Here is a 21,043-nt window from a genome sequence, read left to right as displayed (position 1 = left end):
CTAGGCGGGGTCGTCGCGGCTGGGCAAACCGATGAATGTTCCACGTGGAACATCAGCTTCGATTTGAGCCGCGGTGAGTTCCCATCCAAGCTTAGCAACGAGCACGACGACCACAATCAGGAACAGCCAGCGGATGAAACCATTGCCGTGCTTCAGCGCCAGGTGAGACCCAACCTGGGCGCCGCCAAGATTGGCCACAGCCATGACGAGTCCAACGCGCCAGAGGATACCGTCGTGCGTCGCGAACGAAGCGATCGCTGCAAGATTCGTCGAAACGTTCACCACCTTGGCCGATGCAGAGGCCTTCAGGAAATCAAAACCAAACCAGCGAACGAAGATGAAGATCAGGAAGCTGCCGGTGCCTGGACCGAAGAACCCGTCATAGAAGCCGATCACGGCGCCTGCGGCGAGCGAAGCCGGAACCACCCACCGGGGGGTCATTGCGTGGCGCTCCAGCTTGCCAAAATCCTTCCGCCAGAAAGTGTATGCGCCGACCACGACCAGGAGCCCGAGCACCAACGGTTTCATCGTCTCCTTGGGCAAGAGCGATACAGCCTGCGCACCAAACCACGATCCGACGAAAGCAGCTGTGGCTGCCCACATCGCGATTCGCCACGGAATCGAGATCGTGCGGGCGTATCGGACACAAGCACTCAAGGTGCCAACCACCGACGATACTTTGTTCGTCCCGAACAGCACCGGAATAGAGACCGCCGGAAAAGCGGAGAGCAGGAGCGGTATCTGGATCAGGCCACCACCGCCAACCACTGCGTCCACCATGCCGGCGAGGAACGCGCCCACAACAAGTACCGCCGAATCCATGCAGACCTCCGTAGCGATGTTCCACGTGGAACATCGCTCGCGTCACTCAGACGCTGGTATCCCTGACTTCCTTCTGCGCCCACAAAGCCCGCGCGATTGCCTTCCACGCATCGTTACCATGGACCGAAACGCCCTTACCCGCAGCTTCGCCCATCAGTTTGTTCATCAATCCAATCAGGCCACACAACTCCTCGTAGGTCTGATCCTGTGAGAACTCGGCACCACTGCCGATCTGACGACCTGCGTGATTGACCTCCAGCACCTCAAGCGCGAGCTTCCGCATCGTCGAATCGTCTTGCCAATCCAACCCAAGAATCACCAGCTTGCGTTCAATTTCCAGTGCAAGCTTCGAGGCCTCTTCGTTGTAGTACTTCAGATCGAACTCACTCATCGCGAATACCTTTACCGGGGGGGAAATCTATTTACCGATACAAAAGCGGGAGAAGATCACTCCGAGGAGATCGTCCGCACCGAATTCTCCGGTGATCCTGTTGACTGCCTCTTGCGCCAGACGCAACTCTTCCGCCATCAAGTCCAGCGCGTCTTCATGCGCCCGCGCCAACGCAGCAGCAATGCTGTCACGCCCTTCTCTCAAGGCTTCGAGATGACGCTCGCGAGCAAGAAACACCTCCTCGCCGTGCGCTTCCCAACCGGCGATCCTCAGCAACTCTGAACGCAACAGGTCGATCCCCTCACCCGTTGCCGCCGACAGAAACACCTCGACGCCATCTTCCTCATCGACGCGCGCCGGCGACCTGCCCGCCAGGTCGATCTTGTTGAAGACCCAGACCACCGGAACGCCTTTCGGCAAGCGCGCATCAATCTCGTGATCGGCCGCACTGATTCCTGCGCGTGCATCCACCAGACGCAGTACAACGTCGGCCCGACCAATCTCCTTCCAGCTACGCTCGATGCCGATCCGCTCTACAGTGTCGGTTGCGTCGCGCAAACCAGCGGTATCGACAATATGCAGCGGAATGCCTTCGATCTGAATCGTCTCGCGCAACACATCCCGCGTGGTACCGGCCACGTCGGTCACGATCGCTCGATCCTCGCCCGACAGACGATTCAACAAACTTGATTTCCCAACGTTCGGCTGACCCGCCAATACCACATGCAAACCGCTGCGAAGCAGACTACCTTGCTTGGCTTTCAGCAACAGCGCATCAAGGTCAGCACCTAGCACATCGAGGCGCTCGAATGCTCGCGCTGCGCGGAGAAAGTCGATCTCCTCTTCCGGGAAATCCAGCGTCGCTTCAACCAGCATCCGCAGGTCGACCAGTTTGTCGCGCCAGTCATGCACCCGTCGCGAGAAGTCACCGTCGAGCGAGCGCAGCGCAGAACGCGCCGCCGCAGAGGTATCCGCATCGATCAGATCCGCAACCGCCTCGGCCTGCGCCAAATCCAGCTTGTCGTTGAGGAATGCCCGCTCGGTGAATTCACCCGGCCGCGCCAAACGAGCGCCCAATTCGATACAACGACCGAGCAACATGCGCATCACCACCGGACCACCGTGGCCCTGAAGTTCGAGCACATCCTCGCCGGTATAGGAATTCGGTCCGGGGAAGAAAAGCATGAGGCCGGCATCAATCGGCCGGCCTTCAGCGTCGAGGAACTTCGCGAAATGCGCGAGCCGCGGTGTCGGCTGCTTTCCGGTAAGCGCCAGTGCAAAGGCGGCCAATTGGCCGCCCGACACTCTCACCACGCCGATGCCACCGCGCCCTGGCGCCGTGGCAATCGCCGCTATTGACTCAGCTGTTCGCAGGTTTTGCGCCACTGTCGAACATCCGGGTGATATACCACTGCTGACCGATCGACAGCATGTTGTTCACCACCCAGTACAGCACCAGACCGGACGGGAACCACGCCATCATCACCGTAAAGAAGATCGGCATGAACATCATGACCTTCTGCTGCACAGGATCCGGCGACGAGGGCGACAGCTTCATCTGCACCAAGCTCGTCACACCCATGATGATCGGCAGAATGAAGTACGGATCCTTGATCGAAAGGTCGGTGATCCAGCCAAGCCACGGCGCCTGGCGCATCTCCACCGCACCCAGCAGCACCCAGTACAAGGCGATGAAGACTGGCATCTGAATCAGCATCGGCCAGCAGCCACCCATCGGGTTGACCTTCTCCTTCTTGTACAGCTCCATCATCTCCTGGTTCATCTTCATCCGGTCATCCTTGTACTGCTCCTGGATCCGCTTCATGCGCGGCATGACCGTCTTCATCTTGGCCATGGACTTGTAGGACGCCGCCGACAGCGGGAAGAACGCCAGCTTGATCAGCACCGTCAGCAGGATGATCGCCCAGCCCCAGTTGCCGACCAGCTTGTGCAGCCACGACAGGCCCCAGAAGATCGGCGCGGCGATCACGGTCAGCCAACCATAGTCGACAACCAGATCGAGACCCGGCGCCAGGTCAGACAACTCACGCTGTTCTTGCGGACCCGCGTAGAGCGGCACCGACACCGTCGCCTTCTGACCCGCTGCGATCTGGGGCAAAGGCTGGATCAGACCAGCTGCGACAAGATCACCGTCCAGCGGACGGGCAAAGAACTCGCGCTGGCCCTGCTTGGGCGCATAGGCCGAAACAAAGTAATGCTGAACCATCGCCACCCAACCATCGGGTGCAGTCTTCGGCAACTTCGCCTCGCCCTTGCCGATCGTCTTGAAATCGACCTTCTTGTACTTCTCAGCATCGGTGTAGAAAGCCGGCCCGGTATAGGTCTGCGCACCGCCAAAGAAGCCCGCCGTATTCTCGGCGGCCTTCGTGTCGCGGGTCAGCTGATAGTAGGAGTGGCCGGCCAAAGCCGCATTGCCGCCGTTCGCAATCTCGTAAGCAACGTCGATGACATGGCTGCCGCGGTGGAACGTCAGTACCTTCGCGACCTTCACACCGTTCTGCTCAGGCGCCTCAAGGCGAACGCTCAGCGCCTGTTCGCCATCCTTCAGCACCAGCTTGTCGGCGCTCGGCAGCGCGAACACGGTCTTGTGATTCGGCAGACCAGCACCGATCAGCCCACTCTGTGCGATGTAGCTGTGCGCGCCACCCTCTTCGAACAGCACGAACGGCTTGGTGCGATCGTTGTTCGCACCGTGCTTGAGCAATTCAAGGCGGACCAGATCACCACCCAGCGCCGAGATCTGCGCACGCACCGTATCGGTTTCCACGGTCAGCTTGGGCGCCTTGGCGCGCTCGGCAGTCGTCGCGGCATTTGGTGACGCTGCGGGCGCGGCGACTTGCCCCGATGCAGTCGGCGTCGGCGTAGCGCTCTGCGTCACGCTCGGCCCGGCGACAGGCTTAGGCTGGTTATGTTTTAGCCAGGCATCCCACAGCATGACGAGCGACATGCTGAAGATCACCAGAAGGATCAGGCGGCGGTTGTCCATCGGATTCGGTCGTTTCGGATAGGTGTATCAGACAGTGGCGTCGGCGACGCGACTCAGGGTACCGGATCATACCCGCCGGGGTTCCACGGATGGCAGCGCGTGACGCGACGAGCAGCAAGCCAAGTGCCCTTGATAGCACCATAACGTTGCAGGGCTTCGATCGCGTAGGCGGAACAGCTCGGGTGGAAGCGGCAGTTACGTCCGAGGAACGGACTGAGGAAAAATCGGTAGGCGCGCAGCAGGATGATCAACACGGCTTTCATCGCGAATCATCCTTGCGGCAATCGGTCGAACAAGGCCTCGACCTCAGCGCGCATTTCCGCGCGGCTGGCAGTCTTGGGCGATGCCGAAAGTCGAAGTACGAGGTCACAGCACGGCAGCTGCGCGCGCCGCAGGCGGAACGCCTCTCGGGCGATCCGCTTGATCAGATTGCGCTGCACTGCCTGGCGCGCCAGCTTCTTTGCAACAACGAAGCCGATTCGCGCACTTGGCAAGGCATTGGGTCGGTAGTGCAGGCTGAAAACCCTGCCCCTCACAACCCTGCGGAAGGCGAAAACAGTCGAGAACTCGTCGCCGGTATGCAGCCTGTAGGCTGCCAGCAGCTCGAATCCGACAGATTCAGCCTGCCGTTCAGACGGCGAGACGATGACGGCCCTTGGCGCGACGAGCGGCGAGGACAGCGCGGCCACCACGGGTGCGCGAACGGACGAGGAAGCCGTGCGTGCGCTTGCGGCGGACGACGGAAGGCTGGTAAGTGCGCTTCATGTTCTTGTTTCCTTGCTAACCGGGAAAAACGCGCGATTACACAGCGTAAAGCTCTGTTTGTCAAGCGTTTTTATCTTTTCCACAGCTCAGCGCCTGTGGATAAATCTGTCGATGAAGCGTAGAATAACCCGCTTTCCATGGCCGTCCGACATGCACCGGGAAGAGCCGGTCGCAAGCCCCGGACGCGCTTAAAAACCACATAAAAAACAAAGAGTTGATGCCGAACCGCACGACGCTAACCGCGCCGCCGCGGGGTGGGCGCCATTCGCGCAAAACGTGAGTCACGAATTCTGGTCCACCTGCCTGTCCCGCCTCGAAGCTGAACTGCCTCAACAACAGTTCAACACCTGGATCCGGGCCCTGTCCGCTTCTCCGGCTGCCAACCCCCGCAGCCTGGAGTTGCTCGCCCCTAACCGCTTCGTTCTGCAGTGGGTGCGCGAGCGCTACCTGCGGCGCATCGAAGAGATCGGCAACGAGTTGTACGGCGAACCGGTACAGGTCAGCCTTGCGATTGGCGGTGCCGCCAAGCCCGCTGCGCCGCGCGCCGTGGCCGCAAGTAAGCCCGCAGCCACTTCGCCCGTGCACACGGCCGACGCGCCCCGCGCACCCGCCGTTCAGAAGTCGCAGGACGAGGCCCGTGCGGCGCAGCCCGCTGAAGCACGCAAGACCGATGCCTATGAGCGCACGCGACTGAACCCCGATTTCACGTTCGACAACCTGGTGACCGGCCGCGCCAACGACCTCGCACGCGCCGCAGCCATGCAAGTGGCGCAGAACCCCGGCACCAGCTACAACCCCTTGTTCGTTTACGGCGGCGTAGGCCTCGGTAAGACCCACTTGATCCACGCCCTCGGCAACGCGGTCTGGAAGCACAACCCGAAAGCGGTGATCCGCTATGTGCACGCCGAGGACTACTACGCCGACGTCGTGCGCGCCTACCAGCAGAAGAGCTTCGACCAGTTCAAGAAGTACTACCGCTCGCTGGACCTGCTGTTGATCGACGATATCCAGTTCTTCAAGAACAAGGATCGAACGCAGGAAGAGTTCTTCCACGCCTTCAACGCGCTGGTCGAGGCACGCAAGCAGATCGTGATCACCAGCGACACCTATCCGAAGGATGTCGAGGGGCTGGCTGACCGGCTCATCTCTCGCTTCGACTGGGGTTTGACGGTACAGATCGAGCCGCCGGAACTCGAAATGCGCGTCGCGATCCTGAAGAAGAAAGCGGAAGCCGAACGCACGCTGCTTGGCGACGACGTCGCCTTCCTCATCGCGAAAAACCTGCGCTCGAACGTCCGCGAACTCGAAGGCGCGCTGAAGAAGGTGCTGGCCTTCGCCCGCTTCCATGGCCGGGATATCAGCCTTGAGCTCGCCAAGGAAGCCCTGCGCGACCTGTTGGCCGCACACAACCGCCAGATCACCTTCGAGCTGATCCAGAAGACCGTCGCCGACTACTACAAGATCAAGGTCGCCGACATGCATTCGAAGAAACGCACTCGCGCCATCGCCCGCCCACGCCAGGTTGCGATGTTTCTCGCCAAGGAACTCACACCGTCCTCGCTGCCGTCCATCGGCGAGGCCTTCGGTGGGCGCGACCACACCACGGTGTTGCACGCATGCCGGACGATTGCTGAGCTTCGACTCGCTGATCAACAGCTCAACCACGATCTGCATGTGTTGACGCAGACATTGCGTGGTTGACGCCGAAAACTGTGGATTCAGAGTGGATAGAGCAAGGGGGCGTTTGGGGACAAGCGTGAAGATATCGAGATGGCTGGAAACCGTCCCCACTTGTTCATCGGATAGTACCGTCGTTTCAAACAGGGTTTCAGACCGTTCAAGCGATTGTTTTTATTGTGTAATTTTCACTTATGCACAGAAACAGGTCTTGGTTTACTAATAGTAGTTATATGTTTACAAGATCTTGTTAACAACTGACTGTGAGGCGAATGCGTGTTCTGCGTCGATTGTTTGACCATCGGCTGACCAAAATCGAAACCGCATCCGTGTGAATATTCAGTGGGAAGACCGTGGCAAGATTTGGGGATAAGCGCATCAATTCGGTCGATCAGCAAAACACTCCCCAGTTGTTCATCAAACGCTACGCAGTTTATGAACAGGGTTTTAAGTGCATTAAGCGATTGTATCTATTGGATATTCTGTGTTTATCCACAGAAACCGGGTGCAGTTAACTAATAATAGAGGTTTACTTAAATGCTTCTGTTAACAGCTTCTCGTGAAGCCTTGTTGGGCCCCCTGCAGTCGGTTTCAGGGATCGTCGAAAAGCGGCACACGCTGCCGATCCTGTCGAACGTGCTGATCGAAAAGCACGGTGACGACGTCACGCTGCTTGCCACTGACATCGAGATCCAGATCCGCACCTCTGGCCTTGCCAGCGGCGGTACCGACGCCAGCTTCACAGTCGGCGCACGCAAGTTCCAGGACATCCTCCGCGCCCTGTCTGATGGCACCGAGGTCAACCTCAAGCTCGAGGCCAACCGCCTGTCCCTGCACGCCGGCAAGAGCCGCTTTGCGCTGCAGACGCTGCCCGCGTCCGACTACCCCCGTATGCAGTTCAACGATGCCGAGGCGGTCAGCTTCACGGTGTCGCAGAAGGCCTTCAAACGCCAGCTTGCCCAAGTCGCCTACTCAATGGCGGCACAGGACATCCGCTACTATCTCAACGGCCTGCTGGTCGTTGCACAGGGCAACGAACTGCGCATGGTGGCCACCGACGGTCACCGCCTTGCATTCGCTTCGGCCGAAATCGACGCGGATTTGCCGAAAACTGAAGTCATCCTGCCCCGCAAGACGGTGCTTGAGCTCGCTCGCCAGCTGGCGGATAGCGATGAACCCCTCGAAATCGCCCTCGCCGGCAATCAGGCACGCTTCCGCTTTGGCCCGATCGAACTGATCACAAAGCTCATCGACGGCAAGTTCCCGGACTACGAGCGCGTAATTCCGCAAAACCATCCGAAGCTGCTGATTCTTGGCCGGACGATGTTGCTGGCGTCGCTGCACCGCGCCGCAATTCTCACCAACGAGAAGTTCCGGGGCGTTCGTGTGGTACTGTCCTCCGGTAGCCTCAAGATCATCAGCTCGAACGCCGAGCAGGAAGAGGCTCAGGAAGAGATCGAAGTCGACTACGCCGGCGACTCGGTCGACATTGGTTTCAATGTCACCTACCTGCTCGATGTGCTGACGAACTCAGCCACCGACGAGATCGAGCTGCGGCTCAACGACGGCAACTCCAGCGCGCTGATCACCCTGCCGGGCGACGAGCGCTTCAAGTACGTCGTGATGCCGATGCGGATCTAAGCCGACAGTCATTCCCAGCGTTAGGCCACGGAATTGCAGGCGGGCGCGAACGGCTCATTCAGCCGTTCGCGCCTGGTCGTATGATCCGCGGCGATGAATCTCAGTTTTTGAAGCAAGGTCACCCGATGTCCGAACAGAACCAGCAACCCGCCTACGACGAAGACAGCATCCAGCAGCTTGAAGGGCTGGAGGCCGTACGCAAGCGCCCTGGCATGTACATCGGTGACACCTCTGACGGCACCGGTCTGCACCACATGGTGTTCGAAGTCGTCGATAACGCGATCGACGAAGCGCTGGCAGGCCACTGCGACGACATCGTCGTCACGATCCACACCGACAACTCGATCTCGGTCACCGACAACGGTCGTGGCATTCCGGTCGGCATCAAATTCGACGACAAGCACGAACCCAAGCGCTCGGCGGCTGAGATCGTCATGTGCGTGCTGCACGCAGGCGGCAAGTTCAACCAGAACAGCTACAAGGTCTCTGGTGGTCTGCACGGCGTTGGTGTGTCGTGTGTGAATGCGCTCTCGAAATGGCTGCGGCTGACGATTCGTCGCGACGGCAAGAAGCACTTCCTCGAGTTCAACCGCGGCCACGCCGTGGACCGCCTGCTCGAAGTGCAGAACGGGGTCGAAGTCTCGCCGCTTCGCGTCATTGGTGACACCGAGAAGCGCGGCACCGAAGTGCACTTCCTTGCCGATGAAGAAATCTTCGGCACCGTCGAGTTCCATTACGAGATTCTCGCCAAGCGTCTGCGCGAACTCTCCTTCCTGAACAACGGCGTACGCATCCGCCTGATCGATCAGCGCACCAACCGCGAGGAAGACTTTGCCTTCTCCGGCGGCGTGCGTGGGTTCGTCGAGTACATCAACCGTGCGAAGACGGTGTTGCACCCCAACGTTTTTTACGCGGCCGGTGCCACTCAGGTGCCGGTCAGCGGTGGCGGCGGCACGGTGGAACTCACCGTCGAAGTCGCGATGCAGTGGAATGACAGCTACCAGGAACAGGTGCTGTGCTTCACGAACAATATTCCGCAGTCCGACGGAGGTACCCACCTCACCGGCCTGCGCATGGCGATGACCCGCGTCATCAACAAGTACATCGAAGAAAACGAGATCGCCAAGAAGGCCAAGGTCGAGATCACCGGCGATGACATGCGCGAAGGCCTTGCCTGTGTGCTGTCGGTGAAGATGCCCGATCCGAAGTTTGCTTCGCAGACCAAGATGAAGCTGGTCTCGAGCGAAGCCCGCCCGGCGGTGGAAGAAGTCGTCGCCGCCAAGCTTTCCGAATACCTGCTCGAACGCCCGATCGATGCCAAGACCATCTGCGGCAAGATCGTTGAGGCCTCGCGCGCCCGTGAAGCCGCCCGCAAGGCGCGTGAAATGACGCGCCGCAAAGGCGTGCTCGACGGCGTTGGTCTGCCCGGCAAACTCGCCGACTGCCAGGAGAAGGATCCCGCGCTGTGCGAGATCTACATCGTCGAGGGTGACTCCGCAGGTGGCTCAGCCAAGCAAGGCCGCGATCGCAAGTTCCAGGCGATCCTGCCGCTACGCGGCAAGGTGCTCAACGTCGAACGCGCGCGCTTCGACAAGCTCATCTCCTCCGAACAGATCGCCACGCTGATCACCGCGCTCGGGACCGGTATCGGCAAGGACGACTTCAAGCCAGAGAAGCTGCGTTACCACCGCATCATCATCATGACCGACGCGGACGTCGACGGCGCCCACATCCGCACCCTGCTGCTGACGCTGTTCTATCGCCAGATGCCCGAGCTCGTCGAGCGCGGTCACATCTACATCGCGCAGCCGCCGCTCTACAAGATCAAGCACGGCAAGAACGAGCGCTACATCAAGGACGACGCCGAACTCGACGCCCACCTGCTGCGGATGGGCCTCGACACCGCGCAACTCATTCCCTCATCGGGAGCAGCGCCAATCGAAGGCGAAACGCTCGGCGAACTCGCCCGCAACTACTTGCTCGCCGAAGCGGTGATCAACCGGGTCTCCGGCTTCATCGACCCCGCTGCGCTGCACGCCATGCTGGCCGGCGATATCAACGTTTCGCTCACCGACGAGGCCGCTGCAACCGATTCCGCAGCGCGACTGCAAGCCTCGATGCCCAAGGGTGTTAACGTCCGGCCCCACTTCGATCAGGAAAGCGAAGCGTGGGAACTGGCGGTGGAGCGCATGCACCACGGCAACGTACGCCGCGGCATCATCGACGCTGAATTCCTTGTCTCCGGTGATTACGCGCAGATCCGTCGCGCCGCCGAAATGATCAATGGCCTGATCGGCGAAGGCGCGGAAATGCGCCGCGGCGAAAAAGCGGCACCGGTTACATCCTTCGCCGATGCCATTCGCTGGATGTTCAACGAAGTCGAACGTAACCTCAGCAAGCAGCGCTACAAAGGCCTCGGCGAAATGAACCCCGACCAGCTGTGGGAAACCACCATGGACCCAGCCGTTCGTCGCCTGCTGAAAGTTCAGATCGACGACGCCATCGCCGCCGACGAAATCTTCACCACGCTCATGGGCGACCAGGTAGAGCCGCGTCGAGAATTCATCGAAAGCAATGCGCTCTACGCGCGCAACATCGATGTCTGATATGAAAAGCGTTTGTCTCTGAACAACTTCTGAGATGCGAATGAACAAAAGGCCCATAAAGGGCCTTTTGTTCTTTTGGGAATAGCATTCCCGCCAGTTCGTTCGCCGCTCACCAGCGGCAATCTCTGTCGTATCGGCTAGACGCTGCCTGTGCTCGCCACTTCTGGCTGCGAAGCGGTAACCAGCCGGCGCGGCACCATATCTGCATCAAGAAGTCGTTCGATTCGAGCGAACACTTCAAGCCGTGAAAAAGGCTTCTTCATGAAATCGTCGGCGCCGATTCGGGTGCCGAAGAACTGTTCGGTGGCTTGTTCGTTGCCGCTGATCATGATCACCGGAATATCCTTCGTCAGCGGATCACGCCGTAGCGTGCGCAGTGCTGCGAAGCCGTTCATGCCGGGAAGGACGATGTCGAGAAAAATGATGTCCGGCGTCAGGTCGCGGGCTATCTCGATTCCTTCTTCGGCGGTCAGCGCTTCAAGGGTGACGTAGCCGGCGGAATTGAGCATCTTGCGAAGCGCGGCAACGATGGTTGGCGAGTCGTCAACAATCAGCGCGCTCGTACCCGGCCGCGCATTCTGGCGATCACGGACGCGTCGCTCCGGGGGCTGGCCAAGACTGGTCCCAACCGCGTCAGCGTGGTTTGCCGGCGCTTGGGGGGTCGGCGATTTGGCAAGTATCGATTTGAGCTGATCGAAAAGTCCCACGATTACCTCTGCTGAGTGCGCCCAGGCGCGGAGCTTGGTTCAAATCCGGTTGGCGAACAAATCATACCGTCGGCATTCCCGCGCGTGACTGGCTCACGTCAAAAGCGTGAGCGGCCGTGCGTCGGGCGTCACAGTGCGGCTCAATTGCCTATCGGTCCCAAGGGCGAAACAGCCTCAACACCAGACGGAGGCGGATTCGCTTGCCCAAAGGCGCCGGCAACCTGTCGCATTTCACGGTCCTTGATATGCCATAGCGATATGCTGTCGGCCTAACCAAAATGTCGTGCCTCGACGGACCGTTCCGATGCCTGGTTTCTCAATCCCTGGTCTGCTTTCGCGCAGTTTTTCCGACGCCCACCGCTTGCTGCGTCTTACCACCCCGCTGGGCAACGATGCACTGCTGGTGGAAACCGCGCGAATCCGCGAGTCGGTGGGGGAAGGTGGCTTTGAACTCGACTTGATGCTCTTGAGCGAGGATGCGCAGATCGCGCACAAATCGCTGATCGGGCAACCGGTGTGTTTGACGCTGCTAACCGATGGCCTCGTGAGTCGAGATCGCCCCTTTCACGGCTATGTGACCGGATTTGGTCTGCAAGGCGCTGATGGGGGGCTTGCGCGCTACCGCATGCGGGTACAGCCGTGGCTCGCCTTCCTTGGCCACAACCGCGATAGCTGGGCCTTCCAGGATCAGAACGTCGTTGCGATCTGCGATGAGCTCTTCGCTGGCTGGCAAGGGCAAGGCAAGCTGGTCCCGCAGTGGCGCTGGGAGCTGTCTGAGCCCGACGCGTTGCTACCGCGCAGCCTGTGTGTGCAGCATGGCGAGAGCGATCTGGTCTTCGTCGAACGCTTGCTTGCCGAGGAAGGCCTGTTCTACTGGTTCGAGCACGCCGCCGACTCCCACACCCTGGTCATCGCCGATCACAACGGCGCTTTCAAGCAAGTGCCGCCGATGCGCTTTCACCGCGCCGATGCCACCGAAGTGGCCGACACCGTGCAAAGCCTGCAGCGAAGCTCGCGCGTGATGCCCGACACCGTGCGTATCGTGACTTGGGACTACCGTGCCCACCAGCGTGTCACCGTGGAAGCGCGTGGACAGCAGTGCGGCCCAATCTCGCTCGTGCGCAGCGATTCGCCCGGCCTCTACGCCTTCCCGACAGTCGAAGACGGCGAGCGCTACGCTCAGCGCCAGCTGCAAGCTTGGCAGTGCCGAATTCACACATACCCGATCCGCAGCACCGTGCGCCGGCTCGCACCGGGTACTCGTACCGTGATTACCGATGGCCCGTTTGGCCTGCCGACCGGTGTGCCGATTGCTGTGCTCAGCGTCGAGCACGAAGCGCGCAACAACCTCGCCGCCGATGTACTGGCACAGATCCGCGAAGTCCTGGGGCCGGCACCTTCAATGGCCCTGCTCGATTCATTGGTTGATGTAACCAACAGCGCGCAAGCAGTGCGCAATGACGCAGACGCCCCGCTCTACTGCAACCGCGCGCACAGCATTCCCGCCGACGCACCCTACCGCCCGCTGACTTGGGATCAGCACGGTGCACGCATCCATGCCAAACCCACCGTGCGTGGCACGCAGACGGCGTTGGTCGTCGGCGTTTCGGGTACGCCGCTCACTGCGGATCGCGATGGCCGCATCAAGATTCAGTTGCCGTGGCTACGCGGCGGCAATGCCCAAAGCCGCCTCGCCCATCCAAGCGGGGACGACAACGCGCGCGCGAACGAAACCGTCGGTACCTGGGTCCGCGTGGCGACTGCGCTAGCTGGTGACAACTGGGGTGCCCATTTCACCCCGCGCCTAGGCCAGGAAGTGCTGGTGGACTTCTCCGAGGGTGACATCGACCGCCCGATCGTGATCGGGCTCGCCTACAACGGCCGCGGGCAAGAGAATGCGCAGGGCAATCAGGTCACCAGCGGCAGCGCCAATGCCACGGGCAACGCGCCAGCCTGGTTCCCCGGCACTGCCGGTGCCCATGCGCACAAACCGGTGTTCGCCGGCATCAAGACCCAGGCACTCGCGACCAGCCAAGCCGGCAGCGGCGAGCACAACGCACTGGTGTTTGACGCTACCCCGGGGCAGGACGGACTACGCCTGTCCACCACGCAACACGACAGCCGTCTGCAACTCGGGCATCTGCGCGCACAAACTGACAACGCCCGCGAAGCCGCTCGCGGCCACGGTGCGGAATTAGCCACCAGTGCCGCCGGCGCCGTGCGCGCCGCACAGGGTCTGCAACTCTCCGCCGGCGAATCCGGCCATCGTGGTGTGCCGCACGTTGATGCGAGTGGCGCCACCTCGGTGCTGGAAAGCAGCAGCGAACTCGCGACCGCCCTCGCCAAGGCCGCGAACACTTCGCGCGCCAAGTTCCCGAAAGACCCGTCGGAACCGAAGCAGCTGCCGCCGCTGGAAGGCCAAACCACGCAATCCAAGGAACTGGCCGAGACGACCAGCATCAACCAAAGCCCCGCCGGGATCGCAGGCGGCACCGGTACCGTCAGCGCTTGGGCTGCGCCGCACCTTTCACTATTCGGTGAAGCGGGCATCGCACTCACCACCCCGGCCCACAGCACCACCGTGGCCAACGACCTCACCGTCACCGGCGGCCAGACTTTTGAGGCCGCCGCGCAAGGCGCGATTCGCTGGGCGAGCGGTGCCGGCCTTGTGCTCTACTCCGTGGGCAAGAAGCCCGAGGGCGCACGACCGATCACCGACACTGGAATAAAGCTGCACGCCGCCGCCGGCAGAGTCACCGCGCACGCCCACGACAACACCGCCGCAGTGGCGGCGCAAAAGCAGGTCACGATCGCGAGCACGCACGCCAGCATCCAGATCAGCGCCAAGAGCCACGTCCAGCTCACCGCTGCCGGTGCTGCGATCCAGATCGAAGGCGGCAACATCACGCTGACCGCACCTGGCAGCGTGATGCTCAAGGCGAGTCAGAAGAACTTGACCGGGGGGGCGAGCGCGGCAGTAGTGACGCCCAATTTCCCTGTGAGCACCCCTGAGTTTCCCGCGCTGCAAAAACACAGCCGTTTCAGCCAGAAACTCAACGTCGCGGGCCTTCTCGGGCTGGACCCTGAGACGAAAGCACTGCATGGAAACATGAGCTATGAGGTTTTCGACCAAAGCGGGCAAAGACTTGCGGCCGGGCAGATCAAACCCGATGGCAACACAGACCGGGTATTCACCAGCAAATCCGAAAAACTCAAAGTGGTCGTCAAGACCGGTGAGTGGATTCTGTTGCAAGACATCGAGCACCTTTGATTCGCCCGTTGCCCACTGGATATTCCCTCATGAACACTTATGAAGAGCTGGCTGACATTGAGGCTGCCACGCCGCATGAACCAGCGCCCGAAGAGTCCGCACTACAGACTTCCGCTGTAGATGAAGCAGCACCTGCGGAAGGATCAGCGACTGCCCAACCGCCAGAGCTGTCGATCTGTGTGCGCGCGCTTGACGGCGAGCCAATCGTCAAACTCGGCGTGAATGTTTGCTGGGACGGTGGCGAGCTTACCGCCTTCACAAATGCCGAAGGCTTGCTGCCCCCTGTCAAAGCGCCCCCGGGGGCCGTGCTCACACTGGCGGTGCAGCGTTTCAACAAGACATACAAGGAGATAGGCGCAACGGTGATGCCCGCCTCAAATGGCTTGCTGACCGCGATCAGCCCGAGTCTCGTACTTGAAACCAAGACCGAAATCCATGTGGGCACGCCGGGCACGGCCGAGGCGGCGATTCCGAAATCGGAGGCAAGCGATGCCGGCGACCTCATGCCGACGCCCCCGGGCATCGCCACGGGTGCAGCGCCGGAGCACGCGCCATCTGCTCCGCCCGCAAGGAATGCAGACAAAGCCGCGACGCCGCAGGCTACAGGCAAGGCTGCCCCAGCGCAGTCGACCAAGCCTGTGCCAGTTCAAGCCACACCAAAACCAGCCACAGCGGTGCCGACTGCCGCGCACAGCGCGACTTCCGCCCCACGAAAGATTTCGGGCGCTGACAATACCAAGCAAGCGCCGCAGACCGGGCGCAACGAACGTGGCCACCCGATCGCGTTTCACACGCAGAAGTTAATTGACTGGTGGGGCAGTTGGCGCCTACCGACGCTCAACTTGTGGGGTGAGTCAGCGGTGCAAGGGACTGCGCCGAAAACCCGTGTGGCGGTCAACGCCGAGATGGTCCAGCAGGTTCAGGCCCTGTTGGCGTTTGCGAAGGAGCAGACTGAATACGACTACACGGAAGGCACGGCTGGCGTCCTCACATCAATGACCAATCGCACGTTCAAGCACAAGAGCGGCGAGAAGGAAGCTTATGATTCCACGGGTCTTTGCTACACCTACGTCAAGGTTGCACTTACACGCAGCAAGATCGTCGACGGCATTTTGGGCGATAAGAAACTGGATAGGCAGAGCGCGGCCGAGCACTACGCGATGCAAGACAGCGCCAGCAAGGCCGGGCCCGCGCTGCTGGCGAAGGGCTTTCGCGATGTCACCGCTTCAGTGCCTGACGCCCGCTGGGCCGCAGCGGGAGATGTCATCGTCTACGAATGGACTGACGAGACTTGGGCGAGGAGAAAGAAGAAGAAGAAGAACGACAAACTGCCCAACCACGGCCATATCGATATTCGTGACTACGAGTTCTACGTGAGCGACTTCCTGACGCTCCCACCCAACAAACCCGCACACCCGAGATGGGCGGAATACACGAACATCCGCATCTACCGCAAGGTGTTCGATCCGCTGCCGACTCAGCGGATACGAGCGTTCTTGCGCTGCCTGCGCGAGTTCGAGTGCCAGGCGGAGCAGGACGATACCAAGCGCTACCAGATGCTCAACTGCGCAGTCCCGGGTACGTCAGCGCGGCGCTTCAGTAGCTACCGGACGCACCCCTGGAAAGGCTTCCCGCCGCCCGCCCGACCCTATTCCACGGCGGCTGGCGCTTATCAGATCCTCGCGAGCACGTGGCAAGAGAAGATTGACCAGGGTTTGATTACCGATAGAGGTGACATATTCAGCCCGGCGATTCAGGATCGTATTGCCGTTATGAAGATCGAGGAACGCAACGCCTTGCACCTCATCCGTATGGGCAAGATTAAGGAAGCGATAGAAGGCACAACTTTGCCCAAAGAATGGACCAGCCTTCCTGGTGGCGGCGAGAATGCGCGCAGGAGAACCGCTGATGGAAAGCCGATGAATATGACGTACCTGCAGAGCTTGTTTGACCAGTATTTGTCAGAAGAGAGAATAAGATGGGAATGAGCGGAATTGTGAATGCGCTTTTCATGGGGCTAGTGCTGAACGCCTTGGCCGCAAACGCGGCACCCTTGAACGCAGAGCAACTGGAGGTTCAGGCTTTCATGAAACGACTGTACTCATACGATCCAGAATCCTTTGATAACGGCCAGTTTGATGTGAAGACCCGGAAGCCATATCTCCTGAATAAGGCACCCGACAGTCACACGGCGTCGAAGTACATGCCTAAAGAAAAGTGCGAACTTATCGAGGAATTCTTTGACCGTTCGATCATTACGCGAACGGAAAAGAAGACATTCGTTGCGTGCTACGCACCCAATCTATTCCCCCACCTCGGCCCAGAACAGCTCTCTGCAAGCACCCGTTATGAGGACATTGCCCGCCCCTTGATCGAGCCCCCGTCTGTGACCAATAGCAGCGCCAGGGTGGTTGTCTATGTGCGGGGCTTCAAGAACAAGGAGCCCGGGCAAGCCCTGTACGACCGGAACATTTTCTATCTGTCAAAGACCGAAATTGGGTGGCGAATTACCAACGTCCTGACGATCCTCGGTAAGGCCTCTTTTCAGACGCGGCCCTGCGGCTACGAATCGGCGACGAAACTCACCCCCGAGCAGTTGAAGGACGCACCCAGCGAGTGCGAATGAACCCGGTGCGAGCGCAAGCAAAGACTGCGTGGCAACCCGCGCACCGCCGATTAGGGTCGCCGCATCAGATTCAGCTCTCGTGGCGGCGCGGCGGCAACGCACAAAACCACCTCGCCCACCCGAACGGTGACGACAACGCGCGTGCGAACGAGACCGATCACGTGGCTGCGTGTGGTAACCGCGCTGGCTGGTGACAACGGGCAAACACCGCTCTGCTTATCGCGCGAAGGCGAGCGGCTGTATCAAAATCATAAATAGGGTACTTACCGTACTTGCCGCGCTAACGATCGCGTTCGCCTTACCGGCTTCCGCTTCCGCCACCGAATGTGGCGCGGCGAAGTGTGCCCCGTCTTTTGATGATTACCCTGTGGTCGAACACAGCCAGCCATTTCCGTCGATCAGCCTCATCCTGCAAACCAGACTCGCCAAGCAGTACCGTACGGTCATCACTCAGCCGTCCCGCGAGGGCGCTGACCTCGCCGGCCACTACCGTGTTGCTACTTGGGGATGCGGCACCGATTGCCACGGCTTTGCGATCATCAACAAACGTAATGGCAACGTTTATACGATGCCAGGCGTTGACTACGTCGCCGGCGTCATGGGGAACGCTGAAGACCGCTTGGCCTATCGGCTCAACGGCCGTCTATTCGTGATCACTGGACGCAAGAACGACGAGGACGGGGGAAAGGTCTACCACCTTTGGAATGGACGCGTACTCAGACTGATCCTGAAGACCGAGATCGAGAGAGAGTCATTCGACGAATAAGCGCAGCACGCGTGTACGCGCGACTCTTGCTCTTCGGGCCCAGAGCTCGGCCATCTTCCGAACTGATTGCCTATCGAGCAGCGAGAGACCACAACGCTAGTCTTGCAGGGCGGGCCCTTTCGAACCGTCCTGACTGAGAGTTGTGGAGCAGCGGCAGGTTAGGCCAGATACAACCAGGGCGCGCAATTCACGCCGCGTATGAGGTGGAAGCGCTGATGGACTTCTCCGAGGGCGACATCGACCGACAAATCGTGATAGGGCTCGCCCACAAAAGCTGTGTGCAAGACAACGCGTAAGGCAACGAAGTCAGCGGCGGAAGCGTCAACGCAAACGGCAAAATCGCCCTTACCGCGCTGCGCGAACCTAAAGGCAAAACGGAAGAACCTCACCGGGCCAGCCAGTGGGCCGGTGCGTTCGATTCGACCCAGCGCAGCGTTGCTAGCCAATTTCCTACAATTGCGCCCATCGTCTTGATCGATTTCCTCTATTCCAATGCTCCGTTCTCGCGCCGCCCGTTTCTTATTTGCCGCCTTGCTCGCGCTTTTTCTGCTCGTGCCGGCTGCCTACTACCTGGCCGTTCAGCGTTTGAAGGTGGCGGTTGAGCAGGGCTTGGGGGCGAGGGCGCAGGTCGGGGATGTGGTGGTGCGGTGGAACGCGCTGGAACTGCACGACGTGGTGGTGCGGGCGGCGGATGGGTGGCCGGTGCAGGACGAGCTGCGGGCGCGGGTGGTGCGGGTGGTGCCGGCGCTGATGAGTCTTCTGCGCGGCGATATCGAGGTACGTGCGCTCCGTCTCGAAGGTGCCTATCTGTCGATGCTGCGCGCGCGGAACGGGCGTCTGCGGGTGTTGCCGGCGGTGCTGGAGCCGGCTGCCGCACCGCAGGGCAGGCAGGATGGCCCATCGGGAACGCAAAGTGATGCGGCCGTGGAGGCGTATTCCGACGATGCGCCAGCCCGCGTCATCCGTTTCGATTCGATCGTACTGGTCGATGGCGCGCTGGACTACTGCGATGCCACCGTGGCACGCAAGCCGCATTGCATTGCGCTGCGTGCGCTCGACGGGCGTTTGTCTGATCTGCGGATTCCGACCCTGGATGCGGCGAGCACGCTGGGACTGGCCGGCACCGTTGCCGGCCCGACCCGCGACGGTCATCTGGCGCTCGAAGGTTCGCTGACCATGGCGACGCGTGACATGGATCTGAAGCTGGACCTGACGGGCGTCGACTTGCGCAGCGTGGAGCCATATCTGGTGAAAGCGGCCGATGCGGGAGTGAAGCGCGGCGTGCTTGATCTTTCCATGCACGCCAAGGTGCTGAAGCGGCGTCTCGATGCGCCCGGCCGCCTGACCCTGAGTGAACTTGAGCTGGTTGAGCATGGCCACAGCGCGCTGGGCCTACCGCGCGCGCTGGTGGTATCGGCGTTGAAGGACCGAGCGGGGCGGATTCAGGTCGACTTCACGTTGAAGGGCAACCTCGATGATCCGAAGTTCTCGCTCAACGAGGTGATGGCTTCGCGCTTTGCGGCTGCGGTGGCCGAAGGGTTGGGTGTCAGCATCGGCGGCCTTGCGGAAGGGGTTGGCAAGGCCGCCGGTGGGATTGGCGAGAGCCTGAGAAAGCTCTTCGGCGATTAAGTCTGCTTGCCGTCGTTGGCAGGCGTGGCGTTGTCTTCAGGCGGCCAGGCGTCGCCGATCCAGGCATCCAGAAGCGTGTAGGTGACGGCAAGCACCACCGGGCCGATGAAGAGGCCGATCATGCCGAAACCAAGCAGGCCGCCGATCACGCCCGAGAAGATCAGCAGCAACGGTAGATCCGCGCCCTTCTTGATCAGCCAGGGCCGCAGGAAGTTGTCGAGCGAGCCGACGATCAGTGTCCACACCAAGAGCACGCTACCCATCGTGTTGTCGCCGCTCCAGAACAGCCAGCCGACCGCAGGCAGCAGCACAAGCACAGGGCCGAGCTGGGCGAGGCAGAACATGAACATGATCGCTGACAGTACCGCCGCGAACGGAACGCCGGTAATCAGCAGCCCGAGCCCTCCGAGCGTCGATTGCACCAGAGCCGTGACCACGATGCCCAACGCGACGCCGCGGATCGCCTGACCGGCCAGGATCACCACGCGATCGCCCTGCACGCCGGAGAGCCGTCGCGCGAAACCACGCACGCCGCGCGCCGCGGTTTCACCGGTGCTGTACAGAATCCCCGCCACGGCTACGGTCAGCAGGAACTGAATCACCACCATGCCGAGGCCGCCCGCCTGCGACGCCAGCCACTTCAGCGCATCGCCGGCATAGGGCTTGATGTTCGCGAGCAGCGGCGCCACGCCGTTGACGGCGACCCCATGCCAGAAGCTGGCGATCTTGTCGCCCACCATCGGCAGGCCCGAGACCCAGCTAGGCGGTTCGGGCACCGTGGCTTCCTGCAACTTCGGTACGAGTTCGGCCACCTTGTCGGCGTTCGATACGACGGTTGTGATCGCAATCGTGAGCGGTACGAACAACACCAGCAGCAATGCGCCCACCATCACCGCCGTCGCGAGGCCCCGCTTGCCCCACAACCGTCTCTGCAGCGCCGTCATCAGCGGCCAGGTGGCCACCACGATCATCGTTGCCCAGATCAGGGCACCCAGGAAGGGTCTCAGTACCCAAAGCGAGGTGACGATCAGCAGCGCAATCGTCATCACGGCGAGCAAAGTTCGCGTTACTTCCGGTCTGGAGGCATGCATGGCGGGCGCTCGTACGAAGTAGGGAGACCCGATTCTGGCCCCAG

The 21,043-nt window shown here is 60.9% G+C and carries 17 protein-coding genes; 8 read left to right on the top strand and 9 right to left on the bottom strand.

All coding sequences use genetic code 11. From position 1 onward, the window contains the following. From HH302_RS10785 to rpmH, 7 genes are read right to left on the bottom strand one after another with little or no spacing between them, the layout of a single operon-like run. Positions 1–822 carry a TSUP family transporter gene (locus HH302_RS10785; RefSeq protein ID WP_172202134.1) on the bottom strand — a complete coding sequence of 274 codons (822 nt, stop codon included), beginning with the start codon at positions 820–822 and terminating at the stop codon, positions 1–3. Between the two features lie 46 nt (positions 823–868). Then, positions 869–1,213 (bottom strand): hypothetical protein, encoded by a 345-nt coding sequence (locus tag HH302_RS10780; protein ID WP_172202132.1) that lies wholly within the window; start codon positions 1,211–1,213, stop codon positions 869–871. A gap of 27 nt (positions 1,214–1,240) precedes the next feature. Then, positions 1,241–2,587 (bottom strand): tRNA uridine-5-carboxymethylaminomethyl(34) synthesis GTPase MnmE, encoded by a 1,347-nt coding sequence (mnmE, locus tag HH302_RS10775; RefSeq protein WP_216661906.1) that lies wholly within the window; start codon positions 2,585–2,587, stop codon positions 1,241–1,243. After that, entirely contained in the window at positions 2,574–4,220 is a 1,647-nt protein-coding gene (gene yidC / locus HH302_RS10770; protein WP_172202128.1) for a membrane protein insertase YidC, read from the bottom strand. The genes mnmE and yidC overlap by 14 nt, the downstream gene beginning before the upstream one ends. Before the next feature lie 53 nt (positions 4,221–4,273). Further along, on the bottom strand, positions 4,274–4,483 hold the full coding sequence (gene yidD / locus HH302_RS10765; RefSeq protein WP_172202126.1) for a membrane protein insertion efficiency factor YidD: 210 nt from the start codon (positions 4,481–4,483) through the stop codon (positions 4,274–4,276). A 6-nt stretch (positions 4,484–4,489) separates the two neighbouring features. Further along, positions 4,490–4,909 (bottom strand): ribonuclease P protein component, encoded by a 420-nt coding sequence (gene rnpA, locus HH302_RS10760; RefSeq protein WP_246479723.1) that lies wholly within the window; start codon positions 4,907–4,909, stop codon positions 4,490–4,492. Beyond that, on the bottom strand, positions 4,851–4,985 hold the full coding sequence (gene rpmH / locus HH302_RS10755; protein WP_114403167.1) for a 50S ribosomal protein L34: 135 nt from the start codon (positions 4,983–4,985) through the stop codon (positions 4,851–4,853). The genes rnpA and rpmH overlap by 59 nt, the downstream gene beginning before the upstream one ends. Positions 4,986–5,261: 276 nt before the next feature. Here rpmH and dnaA point away from each other — a divergent pair, with 276 nt between their 5' ends. The 3 genes from dnaA to gyrB all read left to right on the top strand — a co-directional run bounded on the left by dnaA (position 5,262) and on the right by gyrB (position 10,909). Then, on the top strand, positions 5,262–6,686 hold the full coding sequence (gene dnaA / locus HH302_RS10750) for a chromosomal replication initiator protein DnaA (protein WP_172202124.1): 1,425 nt from the start codon (positions 5,262–5,264) through the stop codon (positions 6,684–6,686). Positions 6,687–7,199: 513 nt separating this feature from the next. Further along, the gene (gene dnaN / locus HH302_RS10745; RefSeq protein ID WP_172202121.1) at positions 7,200–8,303 is read left to right on the top strand and encodes a DNA polymerase III subunit beta; all 1,104 of its coding nucleotides are present in this window, start codon (positions 7,200–7,202) and stop codon (positions 8,301–8,303) included. 125 nt (positions 8,304–8,428) lie between these two features. Continuing rightward, a complete protein-coding gene (gyrB, locus tag HH302_RS10740; protein WP_172202119.1) occupies positions 8,429–10,909 on the top strand; it encodes a DNA topoisomerase (ATP-hydrolyzing) subunit B in 2,481 nt (826 codons plus the stop codon). A 137-nt stretch (positions 10,910–11,046) separates the two neighbouring features. On the opposite strand, the gene HH302_RS10735 is transcribed toward gyrB, so the two are convergent. Beyond that, positions 11,047–11,616 carry a PleD family two-component system response regulator gene (locus HH302_RS10735; protein ID WP_172202117.1) on the bottom strand — a complete coding sequence of 190 codons (570 nt, stop codon included), beginning with the start codon at positions 11,614–11,616 and terminating at the stop codon, positions 11,047–11,049. Between the two features lie 304 nt (positions 11,617–11,920). On the opposite strand from HH302_RS10735, the gene HH302_RS10730 reads away from it, so the two are divergent. The 5 genes from HH302_RS10730 (at position 11,921) to HH302_RS10710 (ending at position 19,908) form a co-directional block, all read left to right on the top strand. Further along, positions 11,921–14,887, top strand: a complete 2,967-nt coding sequence (locus HH302_RS10730; protein ID WP_172202115.1) for a type VI secretion system Vgr family protein — start codon at positions 11,921–11,923, stop codon at positions 14,885–14,887. 29 nt (positions 14,888–14,916) lie between these two features. Next, on the top strand, positions 14,917–16,875 hold the full coding sequence (locus HH302_RS10725) for a hypothetical protein (RefSeq protein WP_172202113.1): 1,959 nt from the start codon (positions 14,917–14,919) through the stop codon (positions 16,873–16,875). Beyond that, positions 16,872–17,513 (top strand): hypothetical protein, encoded by a 642-nt coding sequence (locus HH302_RS10720; protein ID WP_172202111.1) that lies wholly within the window; start codon positions 16,872–16,874, stop codon positions 17,511–17,513. The genes HH302_RS10725 and HH302_RS10720 overlap by 4 nt, the downstream gene beginning before the upstream one ends. Before the next feature lie 190 nt (positions 17,514–17,703). After that, positions 17,704–18,279, top strand: coding sequence for a hypothetical protein (locus HH302_RS10715; protein WP_172202109.1), 576 nt, complete (start codon positions 17,704–17,706; stop codon positions 18,277–18,279). 492 nt (positions 18,280–18,771) lie between these two features. Beyond that, positions 18,772–19,908: a DUF748 domain-containing protein gene (locus HH302_RS10710; protein ID WP_172202107.1), complete on the top strand. Its 1,137-nt coding sequence runs from the start codon at positions 18,772–18,774 to the stop codon at positions 19,906–19,908. Here HH302_RS10710 and ydiK read toward each other — a convergent pair. Beyond that, a complete protein-coding gene (gene ydiK / locus HH302_RS10705) occupies positions 19,905–20,999 on the bottom strand; it encodes an AI-2E family transporter YdiK (RefSeq protein ID WP_172202105.1) in 1,095 nt (364 codons plus the stop codon). The two genes, HH302_RS10710 and ydiK, sit on opposite strands and share 4 nt — an antisense overlap. Positions 21,000–21,043: the final 44 nt, after the last annotated feature.

Origin of the sequence: Niveibacterium sp. COAC-50, from assembly GCF_013184235.1 — a bacterium.
GTDB lineage: Bacteria > Pseudomonadota > Gammaproteobacteria > Burkholderiales > Rhodocyclaceae > Niveibacterium > Niveibacterium microcysteis.
Note: the sequence above shows the minus strand (reverse complement) of the source record. Positions and strands in the feature narration are given on the sequence as shown.

Coding starts and splice junctions, on each gene's coding strand:
- yidC (WP_172202128.1), bottom strand. CDS start 4,220: ATGGACAACCGCCGCCTGATCCTTCTGGTGATCTTCAGCATGTCGCTC.
- HH302_RS10780 (WP_172202132.1), bottom strand. CDS start 1,213: ATGAGTGAGTTCGATCTGAAGTACTACAACGAAGAGGCCTCGAAGCTT.
- HH302_RS10725 (WP_172202113.1), top strand. CDS start 14,917: ATGAACACTTATGAAGAGCTGGCTGACATTGAGGCTGCCACGCCGCAT.
- HH302_RS10785 (WP_172202134.1), bottom strand. CDS start 822: ATGGATTCGGCGGTACTTGTTGTGGGCGCGTTCCTCGCCGGCATGGTG.
- gyrB (WP_172202119.1), top strand. CDS start 8,429: ATGTCCGAACAGAACCAGCAACCCGCCTACGACGAAGACAGCATCCAG.
- dnaN (WP_172202121.1), top strand. CDS start 7,200: ATGCTTCTGTTAACAGCTTCTCGTGAAGCCTTGTTGGGCCCCCTGCAG.
- HH302_RS10710 (WP_172202107.1), top strand. CDS start 18,772: ATGCTCCGTTCTCGCGCCGCCCGTTTCTTATTTGCCGCCTTGCTCGCG.
- yidD (WP_172202126.1), bottom strand. CDS start 4,483: ATGAAAGCCGTGTTGATCATCCTGCTGCGCGCCTACCGATTTTTCCTC.
- HH302_RS10720 (WP_172202111.1), top strand. CDS start 16,872: ATGAGCGGAATTGTGAATGCGCTTTTCATGGGGCTAGTGCTGAACGCC.
- rpmH (WP_114403167.1), bottom strand. CDS start 4,985: ATGAAGCGCACTTACCAGCCTTCCGTCGTCCGCCGCAAGCGCACGCAC.
- HH302_RS10730 (WP_172202115.1), top strand. CDS start 11,921: ATGCCTGGTTTCTCAATCCCTGGTCTGCTTTCGCGCAGTTTTTCCGAC.
- ydiK (WP_172202105.1), bottom strand. CDS start 20,999: ATGCATGCCTCCAGACCGGAAGTAACGCGAACTTTGCTCGCCGTGATG.